The sequence below is a fragment of the Parabacteroides sp. B2-S-102 genome, from assembly GCF_023656665.1.
Lineage (GTDB): Bacteria > Bacteroidota > Bacteroidia > Bacteroidales > Tannerellaceae > Parabacteroides > Parabacteroides distasonis.
Window position 1 is genome coordinate 54,176 of record NZ_JAMOKM010000013.1, and the last position, 18,068, is coordinate 72,243.

Consider the following 18,068-nt stretch of genomic DNA (forward strand, 5'->3'; position numbering starts at 1 on the left):
CTATTACACGCATGCAAATATAATCAAATTTTGATTATTTGTACTCCTGCCAGCTCTTAATCTGAATATCTTCTACGTTCATATTGCAGAAAGCGTCGATAAAGGCGCTGGCCAGACGGGCGTTCGTGATCAATGGAATGTTATGATCGATCGCCGCACGGCGGATCTTATAGCCATTGGTCAACTCACGTTTGCTATGATCTTTCGGGATATTTACTACCAATTCGAAAGCGTGATTGCTGAACATATCCATGATGTTCAAATCACCTTCCTCATCCGGCCAGCAAACTGCGGTTGCCTTGATTCCGTTGTCGTTCAGGAACTTGGCGGTTCCGTGCGTACCATAGATCGTGTAACCCTTGGTATCCAGCATGCGACAAGGCTCCAATAAATCGACCTTGCTCTTAGCTGCGCCGGAAGAAACTAAAATGTTCTTCTTAGGAATACTGTTGCCTACGGCGATCATGGCGGAAAGCAAAGCCTCGTTGAAATCGTCGCCGATACAACCTACCTCGCCGGTGGAGCTCATGTCCACACCTAATACGGGGTCTGCCTTGTGCAAACGGGCGAATGAGAACTGGGAAGCCTTGATACCGATCCAGTCGATATCGAATGCGCTCTTATCCGGTTTCGTATACGGAGCGTCCAGCATGATGCGGGTAGCCGTCTCGATAAAGTTGCGTTTCAATACTTTAGATACAAACGGGAAACTACGTGAGGCACGTAAGTTACATTCGATTACTTTCACGAAGTTATTCTTCGCCAAGAACTGGATATTGAACGGACCGCTGATGTTTAACTCCTTCGCGATCATCTTGCTTACTTTCTTGATACGACGGGCTGTCTCGAAGTAAATCTTCTGAGCCGGGAACACCAAGGTAGCGTCACCGGAGTGAACACCGGCGAACTCGATATGCTCGGAGATCGCATACTCAACCACCTCGCCATTCATAGCGACAGCGTCGAACTCGATCTCTTTCGTTCCTTGCATAAACTCGGATACGACCACCGGATATTCCTTGGAAACCTTAGCGGCCAAATCCAAGAACTCAATCATCTGCTCTTTCGTATGGCAAACGTTCATCGCCGCACCGGACAATACGTAAGACGGACGGATCAAGATCGGGAAACCTACTTTCTCGATAAACGCGTCGATCTCTTCCATGCTGGTAAGCTCTGCCCAACGAGGTTGGTCGATACCTAGCGAATCCAACATCGCGGAGAATTTATGACGGTTCTCGGCACGGTCGATTGATAGCGGGGAAGTACCCAATACCGGAACATTCTGGCGGTAGAGTTTCATCGCCAAGTTGTTCGGGATCTGTCCACCTACGGAGACGATTACGCCCTTCGGCAATTCCAGATCGATCACGTCTAGCACGCGCTCGAATGAAAGCTCGTCGAAGTAAAGACGGTCGCACATATCGTAGTCGGTAGATACGGTCTCCGGGTTATAGTTAATCATGATCGATTTATAACCTAGCTTACGAGCGGTCTGGGCGGCATTCACCGAACACCAGTCGAACTCAACGGACGAGCCGATACGGTAAGCTCCGGAGCCCAAGATAATCACGCTCTTCTCATTCGGGTAGTAGGTGATGTCGTGCGGCGTACCGTCGTAAGTCATATATAGATAGTTGGTCAATTCCGGATGTTCGGAAGCGATCGTGTTGATACGTTTCACGGTAGGGAGAATGCCCATTTTCTTACGCAAGTTGCGTACGCGGATATTCTCTTTCTCCATATTGCCTTCCGGGCTCTCTACGTAACGAGCGATCTGGAAGTCTGAGAAACCAAGGCGTTTAGCCTCTTTCAATACATCCTCCGGAAGATCCTCGATCTTGTTGTAGCCTTTCAATACGTTGGCGTAATCCACGATATTCTTCAAGCCTTCCAAGAACCAGCGTGTGATCTTTGACAACTCATGGATCTTGTCTACGCTATATCCTTGTTCCAAGGCTTGCGCCACGGCGAAGATACGCAAGTCGGTAGGGTTCGCCAACTCCTCGTCCAAGTTATCGAAGTGGATATCGTTGTTACCTACGAAACCATGCATTCCTTGTCCGATCATACGAAGACCCTTCTGCATGATCTCCTCGAAGCTCTTACCGATCGACATGATCTCGCCGACGGATTTCATGCTGGAACCGATCTGGCGGCTGACACCCACGAACTTCGTCAAGTCCCAACGCGGGATCTTCACGATCATATAATCTACCTCCGGCGCTTTGTACGCGGAGTTCGGGGTACCCATCTCGCCGATCTCGTCCAATCCGTAGCCCAACGCCAACTTAGCGGCGACGAAAGCCAATGGATAACCGCTGGCCTTGGATGCCAAGGCGGAAGAACGGCTCAAACGAGCGTTCACCTCGATCACGCGGTAATCGCAAGTCTCGGAGTTGAAAGCGTATTGGATATTACATTCACCCACGATACCTAAGTGGCGGATCGTCTTGGTAGAAAGTTCCTTCAACAGGTCTAATTCTTTCTCGGTCAAGGAGCAAGTCGGAGCCACTACGATACTCTCGCCGGTGTGTACGCCTAGCGGGTCAACGTTCTCCATGCTCACTACCGTGAAGCAATGGTCGTTCTTGTCGCGGATCACCTCGAACTCGATCTCTTTCCAACCCTTCAAAGATTCCTCGACCAAGATCTGGGATGAGTAAGCGAAAGCGCTTTCCGCCAAGGTGCGAAGCTCGGCCTCGTCCTTGCAGATACCACTGCCCATACCACCTAATGCGTAAGCGGAACGGATCATTACGGGGAAACCGATCTTGTAAGCGGCAGCCACGGCGTCGTCCATGCTTTCTACGGCTTGGCTGATCGGGGTCTTCACTTCTATCTCGTTCAGTTTCTTAACAAATAGGTCACGGTCCTCGGTGTACATGATAGCCTCAACGGATGTACCCAATACTTTCACGCCATATTTAGCCAACGTGCCGCTGGTGTAAAGTTGAGTACCGCAGTTCAAAGCGGTCTGGCCGCCAAACGCCAATAGGATTCCGTCCGGTTGTTCTTTTTTGATAACTTCCTCAACGAAGTAAGGAGTGATAGGCAAGAAATATACCTTATCGGCTACTCCCTCGGATGTTTGGATAGTCGCGATATTCGGATTTAGCAATACGGTACTGATCCCTTCTTCTTTCAGAGCCTTTAACGCTTGCGAACCAGAGTAGTCAAACTCCCCGGCCTGTCCGATCTTCAGGGCACCCGAGCCCAGAACAATCACCTTTTTGATATCACTTTTCGACATAGTAATTTGGGTTGTTTTGTTTATTATAATGATTTTAGAATATTATACCTTTATATTATATCACCGGACCGCTGGACACAAAAAAAATGCGTTAGTAAAAGTAACCAACGCATCTTATATAACCAAATTATAATCCCGTAAAATAGAGAAAAGAGCCTCAACCTCCGACATATAACCGGAATAGAACTTCGGATTATCCTTATGTGTCTTGTTTGTCATCTGCTCTCTCTTCAAAATTTCGGCAAAGGTATGGATTATGTCTGAAAGAACAAAGCTTAAATGCGAAAATCTATGCTGAAATAGTATTGTCTGTGTTTAACAGCCTCTAAATCCAGCTTAACACATCCATTATTTAAAAACAATCTTATGTGTTTCATAAGTATCATTGCCTATTTGGAGTCTTAATACATAGATGCCCGAAGGTAATGTATTAAAATCTAAGAGATCTCCTTCTCTCAAGAATGTCCCCTCCCTTACTAATGCTCCGGTTGATTGGTTATATAGAGTATAGGTTGGCCTAGTCTCTAACATAACACTGAATTGATCTTGGATTTGAGTTTCTTTTGAAATATTAACCATATGAGTGGATGAGGAAGTTGAAACAGAATAATAATATCCCGTAACAGATACTGTTTTTATCACATAAGACCCGGGTGTTCCACAAGTGCTGGTTGAACGACAGCCCACAATATAAGTTCCTGGTGCGGAGAAGGTAACACTGTTTGAATACCGATAGGCAGACATGCTAGCCGTGTTTGGACTGACCATCCATTGATAATTCCCTTCGTCTTCCATAAATATAGGGCTAGCCGTAAAAGATGCACTACCACCAGCCCCTACTTGATCCGGACCGGACACGGAAGTTATGGATGGGGCACCGATAGAAACAGTTTTCGCTACAGAAACTGAAGAGCCATTAGGAAGTACCACATTCGCATAAATCGTACCACTCATTGTTCCTCCCGGATTAGAGATAGCCCGAACCGTGATTGAATTACTATTCTGTCCTCCACTTACAATTTGTAGGCCACTGGTTCCTAATGTCCAATTCCCCTTATAATTACGATTTAACGTGTAGGTTTTATTTCCGGTACATGGCACTAAATTATCGCCGGATATTTGGGGATATACTTCTCGGACAGCCGCCTCTGCATCAAGCAAACCATATCCCATATTGGCATTCCAAGTTCCAAATGGATGTCCTGAAACTGTTGAGTAAGAATAAGATCCAATTTTTCTGGCAGAGTGTCCATGTATATTTCGAACTTCAGCTTCTGTCAATTTTGGATTAATAGATAGTAGGAGTGCTGCAACGCCTGAAACTTGAGGGCAACTCGCTGAGGTTCCTCCAAAAGTAGAGAGATAATTTCCGGGGTAAAGCCCGGCACTCCCCATTAAATCCAATGTGCGAATATCCCCTGTATAATCCAAGGCACCAGAAGGTGCAACCAGATTAATTTCTGAACCTCTTGCACTATAAGAACACAAAGCACCATTTTTATCAACTGCGCCAACTGCGATAACCCCATTAACAGTTGCGGGAAACGAAACAGAGGAACCAGAATTTCCTGCTGCAAAAACAACTACACATCCCAGTCCACCGCGTCCATTCGTTCTAGCATTATTTATGGCTGAGGTAATTGCATCAGCTACAGAACCACCCCAAGAGTTACTAATAACATCTGCTTCAGCATCATCCCACGCATAATTTATCGCAGCTGCAATATTAGAACTAGATTGACTATAAAATATATTAACAGGGACTATTTTCACTAGAGGGGCAATCCCTGCTATACCTAAATTGTTATGAGAAGCTCCAATAATACCAGCGCAGCATTCTCCATGTGGATTATTTGAGACTGGTGCTCCATTCCCATTGGCTAAACCCGGCGTAAAACCCGGCAAAAGTCTATCACCCAGATCCTCATGCCCTGCCACACCTTGATCGATAACAGCCACTTTTATCGAAGAACTACCTTTTGTCATACTCTAGGCTTCAGGAGCATTAATATCGATATTCCACGTCCCACCTAATTGTCCCGTATTATTTAAATAATATTGTTCGCTATAAAGAGGGTCATTCAGAAATTGAGTTATTCTCATTATAAAGTCAGGATGACAAAAATCGACCAAACCATTCTCATATATTATATTGGCATAAGTTAAAACATCAAACCCTTGATTCACGGATAATGTGTAAACCCCATATTTAGTTTGATCAACAACTTCTACTATCTCATTCATACCTGCTAATATAGAATCAATACTTACGCCATTTTTAGGCTTAAGCAGTATATGATTAGTTACATACAATGTATCTGTTCCATTTACTAAATAAGCAGGAGAAGCTCTTTTCACTAAAGGATCCGACTCGTATGCTTTAAAATCATTTTCAGAAAAGATATTGGATTTATTTTCTTTTACAATGATGTTCGGCGATATTTCATTAAATCCCTTATAATCCGAACTTAGCATTGGAGTTCGGATTAAATCGGCTTCTATATTCAACACAAGGTGTGATGAGTCTGGGGTTAAAGCGATTTTCCTATTTTGTGACCAATAATATTGCGCATTAACATCGCAATGTATTGAAGACAAAAGCACAATCACTAAAAGATATATCAAATTATTTGTTTTCATTCCAGTTCGTATTTAATTATTTCAACATTTTCAGCAATATACATAGGGACTTTGTTCGAAAGATATTCAGAGTTTGGGTCCCGTGGGTCATAAGATTCCGAAGGGTGAGGTATGGTAAAAGCATCCAATATCACACCATCTATGGCTGGATCATAAGCTCTACAATTGAATTTTATTGTATAGGCAAGCTTAACTGTACGATTATCGGGGATATACAGTTGTATGGCATTCGAGAAATTCAAGCCGGTTACACCAAGCTTCGGACCTTCATGAATTGCTACAAGACAGATATTATTATTTTCGAGCGCAATCATGCTTACAAAGCCGACCAGCCTATCATCTTTATCACAGCTTATACATACTATGACTAAGAAAAATGCAAGTCCTGTTATTTTTGTTTTTAGTTTTTGCATATAGTTGAATTTTAAGTTAAACAAATTTATTGGATAGTCATGTAACTGATGAATTAATTGAGAGGGACCGGATAAGTGATTATACCGGTTTTTTTCATTTTCGTTTGCTATATTGCAATATAGCTATACGAAAAGCGACCTGTAAGCAGAATGATAAACGTTATCTACGTTCTAGTATGTGCACAAGTTATCAAAAAAAATTAAGCGTGCAAGAAAAAATATAGAATATTTTAGGTCCTAGATTCAACTAGAAGTGAATATTCAGAATTATAGTTTCGCCTAGCCTGCCTCGTGAAGGATATAACTTTATCTCACTTTTTATTTTTATCTTTGTGCGACTAATCTGAAAAAAGAAAGCTTATGGCACGGATAACGATTCCTTATGCGGTAGCGGATTTCGTAGATTTACGGGAACGTGGTTATTATTATGTGGATAAGACCGATTTCATCCCGAGCTTGGAAGATTATAACGCTCCTGTTTTCCTCCGTCCCCGGCGTTTCGGCAAGAGTTTGCTTATCTCTACCTTGGCGTGTTACTATGACCGCACCAAGGCCGATCGGTTCGAGGAGCTGTTCGGCAGGACTTGGATCGGTGAGCACCCGACGGAGGAACATAATCGGTATATGGTCGTGCGCTATGATTTCTCCAAGATGGTGATGGCTGATGACATGGAGGGGTTGGAACGGAATTTCAATGACCTGAATTGTTCTGCGGTGGAGATCATGGTGACGCATAACCGGGACTTGTTTTAAGGACTTCCGGTTCTCTAGCCGTGGTGATGCTTCCAAGATGCTTGAGGAAGCTTTGGGGTACGCCCGCGAGCATGGATTGCCAAAAGTGTATGTGCTGATCGATGAGTACGATAATTTCACCAATCAGCTATTGACGGCCTACAAGGATCCGCTCTATGAGCAGGTAACCACGAAGGACAGTTTCCTGCGCACCTTCTTCAAGGTGATCAAGGCGGGTATTGGCGAGGGGAGTATCTGTACCTGTTTCTGCACGGGGGTTCTTCCCGTTACGATGGATGACTTGACAAGCGGATATAATATAGCGGAGATCCTGACCTTGGAACCGGAATTCCTGAGTATGCTGGGCTTCACGTATAAGGAAGCGGAGGTCTACTTGCGTTACGTGCTGGATACCTATACGGAGGGGCAGGATCGGTTCGATGATGTTTGGCAATTGATCGTGAATAATTACGATGGTTATCGCTTCTTGCCGGAGGCCGAACCCTTGTTCAATTCCACGATCCTGACCTATTTCTTCAAGAAATTCGCCGTTCGTAAAGGTGGAATCCCTAGTGAGCTGGTGGATGAGAACCTGCGTACGGATATCGGTTGGATCCGTCATCTGACTCTTTCCCTTGAGAACGCCAAGGAGATGCTGGACGCCTTGGTGATCGATGATGAGTTGTCCTATAACGTTTCCGACCTGTCCAGCAAGTTCAACAAGAGGAAATTCTTCGACAAGAGCATCTATCCGGTCAGCCTCTTTTATCTGGGCATGACCACGCTGCGGAGTAATTACCGCATGGTGCTGCCCAACCTCACGATGCGCAGCATCTACATGGACTATTACAACGAGATGAATCATATCGAGGGAAATGCCCAACGCTATGTCCCCACTTACGAGCGTTTCACCGAGGAGCGTCGTTTTGAGCCGCTGGTGCAAAACTACTTCGAGCAATACCTCGGTCAGTTCCCTGCGCAGGTGTTCGACAAGATCAACGAGAATTTCATCCGTTGCTCCTTCTTCGAGCTTTGTTCCCGTTACCTGAGCAGCTGCTATACGTTCGCCATCGAGCAGAACAATTCGGCGGGACGTTCCGATTTCGAGATGACCGGTATCCCCGGCACGGACTATTACAAGGACGACCGGTTGGCGGAATTCAAGTATTTCAAAGCGAAAGAAGCGGAGCGCATGCTGGCGCTCAGCGATCCCCGTCCCGAGGACGTGGCGCAAGTGCTCGCCTACGCCAAGGATACCAAGGTGAAGTTCCCACACTATCATGTCCGTTCCTACATTGTATATATCTGTGCCAACAAAGGATGGAAATGCTGGGAGGTGACTCCGTGATATTATCCCAATTGCTTTATTAATAGTACTTTGTGGTGCCAATGATGTGCCATGCTATTGGCACATCCGTAACATGGGTAGTGGCACAAGCCTCTCTTCCTTGGTTTACCAGTCGTACTCCTCGAAATAAGCGTCGAAGTCTTTTGGTTCCTTCACCCCACAGCGTTTAAGCGCATTCAATACGACCTGTTGCTCGGAGGGTGAGAGCGGCCTTTCTCCCTTGCGGACACGGTAGTAAGTGCGCCGGCTGAAGTGCCTCATGAGTCCCGGGATAACGGAGAGCATCTGTTTGTGTGGCAAGCTCTCCAATAGGCTTACGAATCCCGCAGCATAGCGTACTTTCTTGTTCGGACGGTAATAAGGGCAAGTTCCCTTCAATGAGGCGAGGTGTCTCCTCGTTAAAGGTGATTGTTTGTTTCGGCGTTCTGGAATAGGGGTGTTTACGCATGCGGCCTGCCTCATGAATTTACGAGGTAGGCCGCGTAAAAATAGCTATTATCAAGTACTTATTTAACCGTAACATTCCATCCGGAAAGAATACCTCCGTAGAAGTAAAAGTCTACGCAGAATGTCTTTCCTGTGTTCAGCTCTTTGACCTCGTAGTATTTCGTGGCACCTTTTTCGTTCACCAATTTATAATCGGCGATATTCGGAATAGGCACGTTGGCGAGCTCTTTGATCTTTGCGTTTATCCTATTCAAGATATCCATGCTCTCGAAAGGATTCGTTACTTTGGTGCTCTTGGATAAAGCCGGATTCACCCCATTGTTCTCGGCACGAACCGCACGAACACTATCTGCATAAGCCTTGAACATCGCACGGCTTTCCGGAGTGCGCAAAGCGGATACGGTAAAGATAGAGATTCCTTCCGCCCCATGATTCAGTGCGGCATCCATGGCATTCTCTATATCGTCGGCTACCATCAGTCCGCAGTAAAGCGTGGTTTTCGGGTTCTTATCCCGGACATCCTCTATCATACAGTCTGAGATAAAACTAATATCTTCCGTGTAGAAGTTATGGTATACCATGGGGAAGACAATGTCCAGATTCCATTTCCCCCAGTCTTGACGAACCATTTTGGATGCCATCTTGGGCGTAGGGAAAGGAGAGGCTGCCATTTTCTTGCCGTAAGAGTGAACCACGTCGGCGATCATATTAGCGACCTCGGTAATCTGGTCACAACGGAATTGGAGCCATTTCTCGTCTTGCGAGGGATCTTCTTGTTCTTTTGGATCATATCCGTAAGCGGCCTTGAACTTCTCGATCATGGCCGGGTGATAACCAAAATCCCATTGCGGATATTCTTGGTCTTGCACGATACCGTATTTCGGCCAAAGGGTAGTCGGCAGGATAACATCCACGAAACGGTTGTAATCGATAGCGATACCGTTCAAACCCTCTACCTCGCAGTAAGCCTCTATTTTCTTCTTGATAAACTCCCGTACCTCGGGTAAGGCGGGGCACATAAATTTGTAGTAATCCACGTAAGCGGTCGTATCGGCCAAGCTTTGTCCATTGCGGTTTACGCTGAACCATTCGGGATGTTCTTTTAAGATAGCGTCTCGGTCATGTTCCGGATTCATCGTCCATAACCAAGCGTAGACCTCTATACCATGTTTCTGGGCGATGGGAATAGCGGCCCGATAATCATCCGGAGTAGGGGCGTTTAGCATGACACCGTCTATCCCCGCCTCATTCATGATCGTACAGATGGAGTCGAAATTCATTCCGGGCTGGTAATCCAACCAAGTCCAGAACATCGGATAAGCATCTTTCGTATCATTTTTCGGGGAACTGCAAGCACCTACGCAGCAAGCTACCAGAAGCAATACTAAATAATTTATGTGTCTCATAAGTTTAATGAATTTGATTAACGATTTATCCGTTAAAGATACGTATTCCTGTTTAATGCCGTTCTTTTTTCAGCGTAAATATCGGTAAATAAAAGAAGATGCCTAGGATAGACATGATAAGGCCGCCTATCGTTCCGGCGGCGAGCGGGAACCAAAAGGCTTCTTTATCGGTGCCTAGCATGAACGGGATAAATCCGAGTATGGTCGATATAACGGTTAGGAAAATCGGTGTGATCTTGGCGTTCCATGCCTTTAGATAAGCACGGATTGGGGAAATAGCGGGTATCCGTTCCCGAATTTGGTTATATTCGTTTAAGATATAGATACTGGCGTTTACCGTGATACCGCATAATAAAACGAAGGAGGCGAATCCACCTTGGTCGAAGTTCAGTTTGAACCAATAGAAGGTCAGGAATACCCCGATATAAGAGATCGGTATGACAAAAATGACCGCCAGCGGTTGTTTCAAGGAATTAAACAAGATACTGGTCGTAAAGAAAATAATAACGATGATCAAGAATAATAACGCATATTGTTTATTATCTTTCTGATCCCATGACCAATAGTTCTTTTCCGCTTTAGCCGTATATCCCATAGGCAGGATCTTGTTAAACTCTCTAAGTTCCCTTTTCTGTATCTTCTCGCCTTGTGAGGAGGCTCCGATATATTCATATTGCAGGCAGAGCCTGTATTGCTGGTTTACTTTCGCTATCTGTTGAGGGGTCTGGCTTTTCTCGACGATAGCGAGTTCGGACAACTTATAGGATTTATCACGGATGGTTTGAGGTACATATTGCATACTCCAGATATCGAACTCCTTTGATTGGCGAGAAGAAAGTTTTAGCTTTTCCGTCTCGTTATCAACGACGATGGTACCTGCGTAGATATCTTTACCGAAAACAGGCCGGATAGACGCGAATAAATCGATAGGCAATATATCCGCTTGCGCCATACGGGATTTATTCAAGTTGAAGTAGAATTCCTGATAATCATCCTTCCACCAAGAAAACTCGGAATTGATCAATACTTCCTTGATACGGCGATACGTAAGCAATTTCTCCCGTAGTTTCTCCGCCCATTCGTATAACTCGTCATAATTATATCCGTACATCTCGATCCGGAAAGAACCTGCGTTCTCACGGACATCATTGCTGAAACCTTGGTCCATAAGTCCCCATACGCCCCAACTTCCACCACCTAATTCCAACGCTTTGCTAATCACCCTGCTTTTCAAGGTGTAGGGGAAACCACTTCGCTCGTTCTCACGGGTGAAATAGACGTTGATACTGGCTTGACGTGCGTTATAGATACTGGTCTGGAATTGCCGTATTTCCTTATAGGTACTCAAGTAAGCCTCCATTCGGTTGATCAAGTGGTTCATTTGATCAAGGGTCGTACCGTTCGGCATGGAAGCGCTGATACTTAATACCGTTTCTTCATTCCGGGTAAAATAACTTCCCTCGTATACCTTTTGGACAAATAGGCGCAAGGTTCCTCCCAAACTCTTATCGACGATAGGTTTTATCGTTTCCTTCCAAATACCTTTCGCCGCGAATTCATTGTAGCGAGCGATCCACAAAGAGTCCCTTGCGGATAGATCCTTCTCTTCCGGCTCGATCTTCTCCGGCAATAAAAATATCGGTAGTCCGAAAGCCAGTACTAGAATAAGGCAAGCCAGCTTTTTCCAATTGCAAAGGAAACGGATCTGCGCCCGGTAATAATGAGAGAAATAGACTGGGAAACGGTGTATGAACGACCGTATCGGACGGACCACCGGATGTTGTCTCCAATGACTCCGGGCTTTTGGGGAAGAAGAAGCGACTTTCTTCCGGTGCAAATTCATCTTGTCGATCAATGCCGGAACCAAGAATAACGCGATGAACAAAGATACGGCCAGATTAATGATCACGACAGCAGCGAAATCCTGTAAGTTCAACCGTATCTTCTCATCCAAGAAGAAGATGATCACGAGGGCGCCCATAGTCGTCAAAGTGGCCGCCAGAATAGACAAGAACGCTTTCCGGTCATGATGGTGCCGGATATGATCGGTCATCACGATCGTATTATCGATCACCAAGCTGAGAGAGATCGTGATACCCGCCAGCGAGTACAATTGCATCTCCAACCCTAATAAATAATAAAGGATGACGGCTATACACAGGTTGATACTTAAACTGATGATGATCAAGAACAGATAACGTACATTCCGGGTAATCAGCAGAACGAAGAGCAAGAGGATCAAGATGGTCAAGCCTGTACGGACGTAGATTTTATCCAATTCTTCTTGGATAAATTCGGTAGCGTCGTAACTGGTATGGATCTCGTAACCGGGAGGAAGCAAGGTGCGGATATGTTTCATTTCTTCCTTCACTTTCTTGGCTAATTGCAACTGGTTGGCAGTCTCTTCCGCACGGATAGACAGGTAAATAGAGTTTAAACCATTGATCCGGTAGTAACTTTGCGGGGCCTCTTCTTGCCGGGTTACCTTTATCAATTGATCCAGCCGGATTAAGCTACCATCTTTGTTTGCGACGGTGATATGCGATGGTTCGAACCCATTCGTGATCTTTTCCGGCATTAACGCCAGACGAATCCATTCCTTGCTGGTATCTCCTTGTCCCATATTAGCGGTTCCAAGGAACTCTTTTTTGTAATATTGGCTGATCGCCGATTGGATATCCTCTATCGTGATCCCCAGATCCCGTAGCTGGCGGCTATCGTATTCCAAGCGCCATTCCATAGGGGTCGCTCCGCTTACATCGATACGATAAATACCTTGCACGCTGCTAAGCCGGGGCTTTATCTGATCCTCGGCGAATCGCTGGATGAATATCGGGGTAGCGGAAGCGTTCAAGGTATAACTCATGAACGGGCGTGATTCCTTGTCGTCCGGACGGCTCATCTCTAAAATCGGATAACTTAATTCTTCCGGAAGGTCCGGCCACGTCTGTCTAACAATTGTTGATGCCTCAAAACGTGCGGCATCTATATTCGTATGTTTATCTAGTTCTAAAGTAATCCTTCCCCATCCGTTTCCCGAGGTCGAGGAGATCTCTTTGATTCCTTTGATACGGGCAAGCATCGCCTCCAACCGTGAGGTTACCTCCATCTCGATAACCCTCGCTGAGTTGGAGGGCATATTATAGCTGATACTTAATTTCGGCAGCGTACGGGAGGGAGATAGCTTGATCGGCAATAAAGGCACGAAAGCGATCCCCGCCAATGCGATACAAAGGAAGGTGACGATGATCGTAAAGGATGATATGTTCGGCTTAGAACCCATGCTCGTAATCAAATTCGTTGGCTAATGAGATGCCTGTCTCGAAATCATGTAAGGTGAGCTTACGTATTTTGTAATAGCTCAACCAATAATTTTGCAAGGCCGTGATATAATTACGTTGCGCTTCCTGTTGTCGGTTCAAGGAGAGCGTAAGGCTATTGATATCCGCTTTGCCGATCATGAAACGTTGCTTGGTCTCGTTATAGGCCATGATTGCGATGTCCAAAGCCTCCTCTGCGCTGGCGATCAGGTTTTGCTGTACATTGAAATCGCCGACAGTCATGATAACGTCTTCCTCCAGAGTGACTTCCGTCTGCCGTGCGGATATTTGCGTAACATTTAGATTGCTTTTGGCTATATTGTATTTACCCTTCCGTACTCCCCAGTCTATAAGGGGAATAGAGATAGAGATCGATACCAAGTCCTGCTGTAGCGGATTCTTGTAAACTTCCTTAAACTGGGTCGCTACTTGATTGAAACCGATACTGGCATTTAAGGATGCGTTGAATAAGGTTTCCTTCTTGGTCTTATCTACTTGTTGCTCGGCCTCTAGTACCTCTTGCCGCACTTCCAGAAACTTGGGGTTATTTTCCCGGGCTAACGTCAATGCTTGATCCACCGGAATATCCATATCATGGGGGCGTGACGGCAACCGAAGCCGTATCTCCGTATTCTTATCGAAATTCAGATACGAGGCCAGACTGAACATGGCTCGTTTCAAGGCTATATCGGCGTTTTGTAACGTGTTGCGGGCATTGATCGCATCCAGCTTGAGTGTCAGTAAATCCGCTTGGCTGATAGCCGCGATCTTATGCCGCTCTTGGCCGGTACGGTATAACGTATCGGTTGTCGCTACATTTTCTTTAGCCATATCATATTCTACTTGAGCCATGGCTAAAGAGAAAAAGTAGGTGGTGGCTTGCTCGCTGACGGTCTCGATATTATAAAGCAACTCTTTCTTTACTTTCTCATATTTTAGAGGCTCTATCTTCTTCTCCCACCGGAAAGGATTGTATCCCAATAAATCTTGGCTGTATCCGATACGGATTGGAACGGAGGTGAACTGATTATAAGTATTCGAGCCGAAATAGCGCATATACCCCAGATCCGTGTCCACGAAGAAACTACCACCCAGCATATCGAAGTTCTGTTTGATCTTTAAGTTTCCTCCCGCATAAAAGGACTGTTGCTTACGGTATTCGTCGATGTCTTTTTCTGAATCGTATCGTTTCGTGATATCCCGGTAATATTCGGCGGGCGTGATATTCAACGTAAGACTAGGCAGTCGCTCCGCCTTGTAATTGCGAAACTCCCAGTAACCGGATAAGAATAGGTTTTTCGTACGAAAAGCCTCCAGCGAGCTATCGGCGGCCAATGAGATCGTCTTCTCAAGGGAAAGGACGAGCGATTGGGCCGATACTCCTCCGACTAATAGCGAACAGAACGCATATAAAACTAGGAATGTCCTCTTGTATCTTTTTTTCATAATGCATGTCTCCTATAGATAAACCAATAAACCAAAGGGATAATAAATAAACTGACAGCCGTACCGATCAGCATCGCCGAGATCATGGCAATGGAGAGTGGCTTTTGCAACTCACTTCCCATATCGAACGTGAATAGTAGCGGTACCATACCGAATATAGTTGTCAATGAGGTCATGATAATCGGGCGCAGACGGCGACGACCCGCCTCATGGATCGCTTCCATCAAGGGTACACCTTCTTTCCGAAGCTCATTGATTGCGTCCAGTTTCAAGATAGAGTCGTTTATGATGATACCGCAAGTTACCACGATACCGATAGCACTCATCAGGTTTAAGGTATGCCCGCATATCCATAATACCAGTAAGGAGGCGGCTACGTCTATAGGTATTTCCAGCAGGACGATCAAGGGCTGCAAGAAGCTCTCGAATTGAGCCGCTAGGATAAAATACATCAAGAGGATGGATATGAACAAGATGACGACCAATTCATTCAGCATTTGTTGGTTCGAGAAGAAGCTTCCCGAGAAATCGATGTCCCAATTCGTCTTATCTTTGGATTCGCTGCGTACGAGTTCCCGAATATTTTCCATTAACTGTTCCGCATTCTCTACTTGATAGAAGCTAAAAGGAATATATTCCCCGTTCTTTCCAGCGGTGAGTATCTTCAAATCCTCTCCGGGAGTAATTTTTGTTACTGCGCTAAGAGGGACATGATTCGTCTTTTGGTTTTCGTCCGGTTGCGTACGGATTAACGTATTATGTAGGATATGATCGACCGTTTGCTCGTTTCCGGCTAGCGTGATCGGTAAATACTGTTGATAAGAGCGTAAGGTAGCGACTTCATTTTCCTTGAAGGCCGTCTTAAGTACCCGGTAGACCTCTTCATAGGAGATATTATAAAGTAATAGTTTCTGATGGTCTATGGATATGTTTAATTGATTCTCGAAAGCTACGCCAACGGGAGCGAGACCGGTCTTACTCTCTAGTGTTTTCTCTAGTTTTTGCAAAGTAGGGGCATCCGGAGCTTGTTCTTTGTTACGGGCATAGAACTCGGCTACGATATCGGCCTCACCGGTTACGAACAGTTTCTCAAACACAGTCTCCGGCGGAGAGAACGATAATACGGCTGTCGGGTAATTTCGCTTTACCCAAGCGGAGATTTCTTGTTGTAAAGGAGCGATAGCATCGGTCTCTTCTGTCTTAAAATAAAGTTCTACTTCCGAGATGGATAATTCTCTGTCTCGGTTAAGCAGGAATTGTTGCTGTCCGATATAGGCCGTGTGTTGCGCGCCTAACCGATCGGCCTCACCAAATAATTCGGTGACTCTCTTTCTATTCTCATCAATATGGATGTTCTCATTCCATTCAACATGTGCGATTAACTCATTCTGATCGATTTCCGGCATCCGGCTTTTGGGGATCGCATAGAATAGGATCGCGCAAAGGGGGATGGTGACAGCTACAAATAGTAGGCTGGTGGTCTTATGCTTGAATATGAAATCGACACCTCCGTCATAGAATCGATCCAGCGTATGCTCCTTGATTAAATTGTTTATTTTCAGATTGAAAAAGGAATGCTTGATCTCCGGTATGCTGTAAACTAATTTGTAAAGTACAGGCAGTAACATGATTCCGGTGAAATAAGAGACCATTAAACCAACCGTAACAGCAAACGCCTGATCGAAGAAAATCGCTCCCGCTATACCACTCATAAATACCAGCGGAACGAATACAGCGATCGTGGTAAATGTGGAACTAAGCATGGGGGTGATTACTTCTGTGGTTCCTTTTATACACGCTTCTTCCAGATTATCTCCTTTTGCCCGGTATTGCGCTATATTCTCCGTCACGATGATGGAACTGTCTATCATCATACCCAATGCCAGAATCAATCCGGATAGGGAAATGATATTTAAGGACATATTGAAAAGGTAGAAGAACAAGAAACTAATGATGATACTGACTACCATACTCAATCCGATTACCGCCGGGCTTTTTACGTCTCCGAGGAAAAGGATTGCCACGATGCAGATAAACAAGAAACCTAACGATAGGTTCTGTTTGAGGTTGGAAATCGTATAATCCAATAACTCCGTCTGGTTTCTTGTGATCGTAAATTCGATATCCGGGTAAATGGACTTGAAATAGTCGGTAACCTCGGCGAGCGCCTCTTTCATATTGTCCATATTCTCATCCGCTTGCTTGATAACGGCTAATGTAACGGCCCTTTCCCCGTTGGCTAGCGATAAGCCGGTTTCTTTTTCCGGTACGACAGCTACTTTTGCCAGATCTTTTATCTGGAAGATCCGGTCATTCTTACGGATATAGATATTTTGTACGTCTTCCGGTGTACGTAATAAGGTAGAAAATTTGATATTGTACTCATAATAACCATCCCGTACGGTCATGCTTCCCGGCTCTATATTGTTGGCAGACAAGGCTGATCCCAAATCATTTAACGTAATATCAGCCATATCCAAGAGCTTCATATCCGGTACGATCTGTAATTGCCGTCCTAATATGCCCGTGATATCCACCATTGCGACTTCCGGCAACTGTTCGATCCTTCGTTTGATTACTGTTTCCGCGAATTGGCAAAGATCGAGGAAAGCGGCATCATTTTCAATTGTCTTGAGTGTGAGGTTGAGGCAAAACACCGGAATGTCCGTAGCGCTCGCCTTGACCACCCGTGGACGTTCTACCTCACGGGGCAGGTAATTCATGGCGGCGTCTATTTTCTCATTGACCTCTATAAAGGCAAGATCCGTATTCGTGCCAAAGTCGAAGCTAAGGCGGATAATACCCGCTCCATCGCGAGTCTCGCTATGGATATCCCGTAATCCTGCCACTTGCATCAATTGCAAACGGACCGGCTTTACGACAGTATTTTCCAATTCCCGTGCGGATGTATTTTGTCCGGATATCTGAACGGTAATCTCAGGTATGGCGATATCAGGCAATAAGGAGACCGGTATGGTGAAATAAGTCACCAACCCCACGATAAAGCAGGCCGTAAAAGCCATCAATACCGCTATCGGACGTTGTAGCAGGAAGCGAATCATA

9 protein-coding genes and 1 pseudogene are annotated in these 18,068 nt (G+C 45.3%); 1 reads left to right on the top strand and 9 read right to left on the bottom strand.

All coding sequences use genetic code 11. The annotated features are described in order from the left end of the window. Positions 1-34: 34 nt before the first annotated feature. The 4 genes from carB to NBH07_RS15645 all read right to left on the bottom strand — a co-directional run bounded on the left by carB (position 35) and on the right by NBH07_RS15645 (position 6,306). Positions 35-3,253, bottom strand: a complete 3,219-nt coding sequence (gene carB / locus NBH07_RS15630; RefSeq protein WP_009016854.1) for a carbamoyl-phosphate synthase (glutamine-hydrolyzing) large subunit — start codon at positions 3,251-3,253, stop codon at positions 35-37. Positions 3,254-3,601: 348 nt separating this feature from the next. After that, a complete protein-coding gene (locus tag NBH07_RS15635; RefSeq protein ID WP_009016855.1) occupies positions 3,602-5,239 on the bottom strand; it encodes a S8 family serine peptidase in 1,638 nt (545 codons plus the stop codon). A 3-nt stretch (positions 5,240-5,242) separates the two neighbouring features. Next, positions 5,243-5,893, bottom strand: coding sequence for a hypothetical protein (locus NBH07_RS15640; protein ID WP_229045736.1), 651 nt, complete (start codon positions 5,891-5,893; stop codon positions 5,243-5,245). Next, positions 5,890-6,306, bottom strand: coding sequence for a hypothetical protein (locus tag NBH07_RS15645; protein ID WP_005859592.1), 417 nt, complete (start codon positions 6,304-6,306; stop codon positions 5,890-5,892). The genes NBH07_RS15640 and NBH07_RS15645 overlap by 4 nt, the downstream gene beginning before the upstream one ends. 360 nt (positions 6,307-6,666) lie before the next feature. Between NBH07_RS15645 and NBH07_RS15650 the strand changes: the two are divergent. Then, positions 6,667-8,386: pseudogene (locus NBH07_RS15650) on the top strand (PD-(D/E)XK nuclease domain-containing ATP-binding protein). Positions 8,387-8,491: 105 nt separating this feature from the next. Here NBH07_RS15650 and NBH07_RS15655 read toward each other — a convergent pair. Genes NBH07_RS15655 through NBH07_RS15675 form a run of 5 tightly spaced genes read right to left on the bottom strand, consistent with a single transcriptional unit; the run spans position 8,492 to position 18,067 of the window. Further along, on the bottom strand, positions 8,492-8,848 hold the full coding sequence (locus NBH07_RS15655; RefSeq protein ID WP_005859585.1) for a DUF6078 family protein: 357 nt from the start codon (positions 8,846-8,848) through the stop codon (positions 8,492-8,494). A 44-nt stretch (positions 8,849-8,892) separates the two neighbouring features. Next, a complete protein-coding gene (locus NBH07_RS15660) occupies positions 8,893-10,239 on the bottom strand; it encodes a glycoside hydrolase family protein (protein ID WP_008779158.1) in 1,347 nt (448 codons plus the stop codon). Positions 10,240-10,291: 52 nt separating this feature from the next. Then, complete coding sequence (locus tag NBH07_RS15665; RefSeq protein ID WP_008779159.1) at positions 10,292-13,522, bottom strand: efflux RND transporter permease subunit; 3,231 nt, start codon at positions 13,520-13,522, stop codon at positions 10,292-10,294. Further along, a complete protein-coding gene (locus NBH07_RS15670; RefSeq protein ID WP_008779160.1) occupies positions 13,512-15,005 on the bottom strand; it encodes a TolC family protein in 1,494 nt (497 codons plus the stop codon). The genes NBH07_RS15665 and NBH07_RS15670 overlap by 11 nt, the downstream gene beginning before the upstream one ends. Then, the gene (locus NBH07_RS15675; RefSeq protein WP_009016858.1) at positions 15,002-18,067 is read right to left on the bottom strand and encodes an efflux RND transporter permease subunit; all 3,066 of its coding nucleotides are present in this window, start codon (positions 18,065-18,067) and stop codon (positions 15,002-15,004) included. Before NBH07_RS15675 ends, NBH07_RS15670 begins: the two co-directional genes overlap by 4 nt. Position 18,068: the final 1 nt, after the last annotated feature.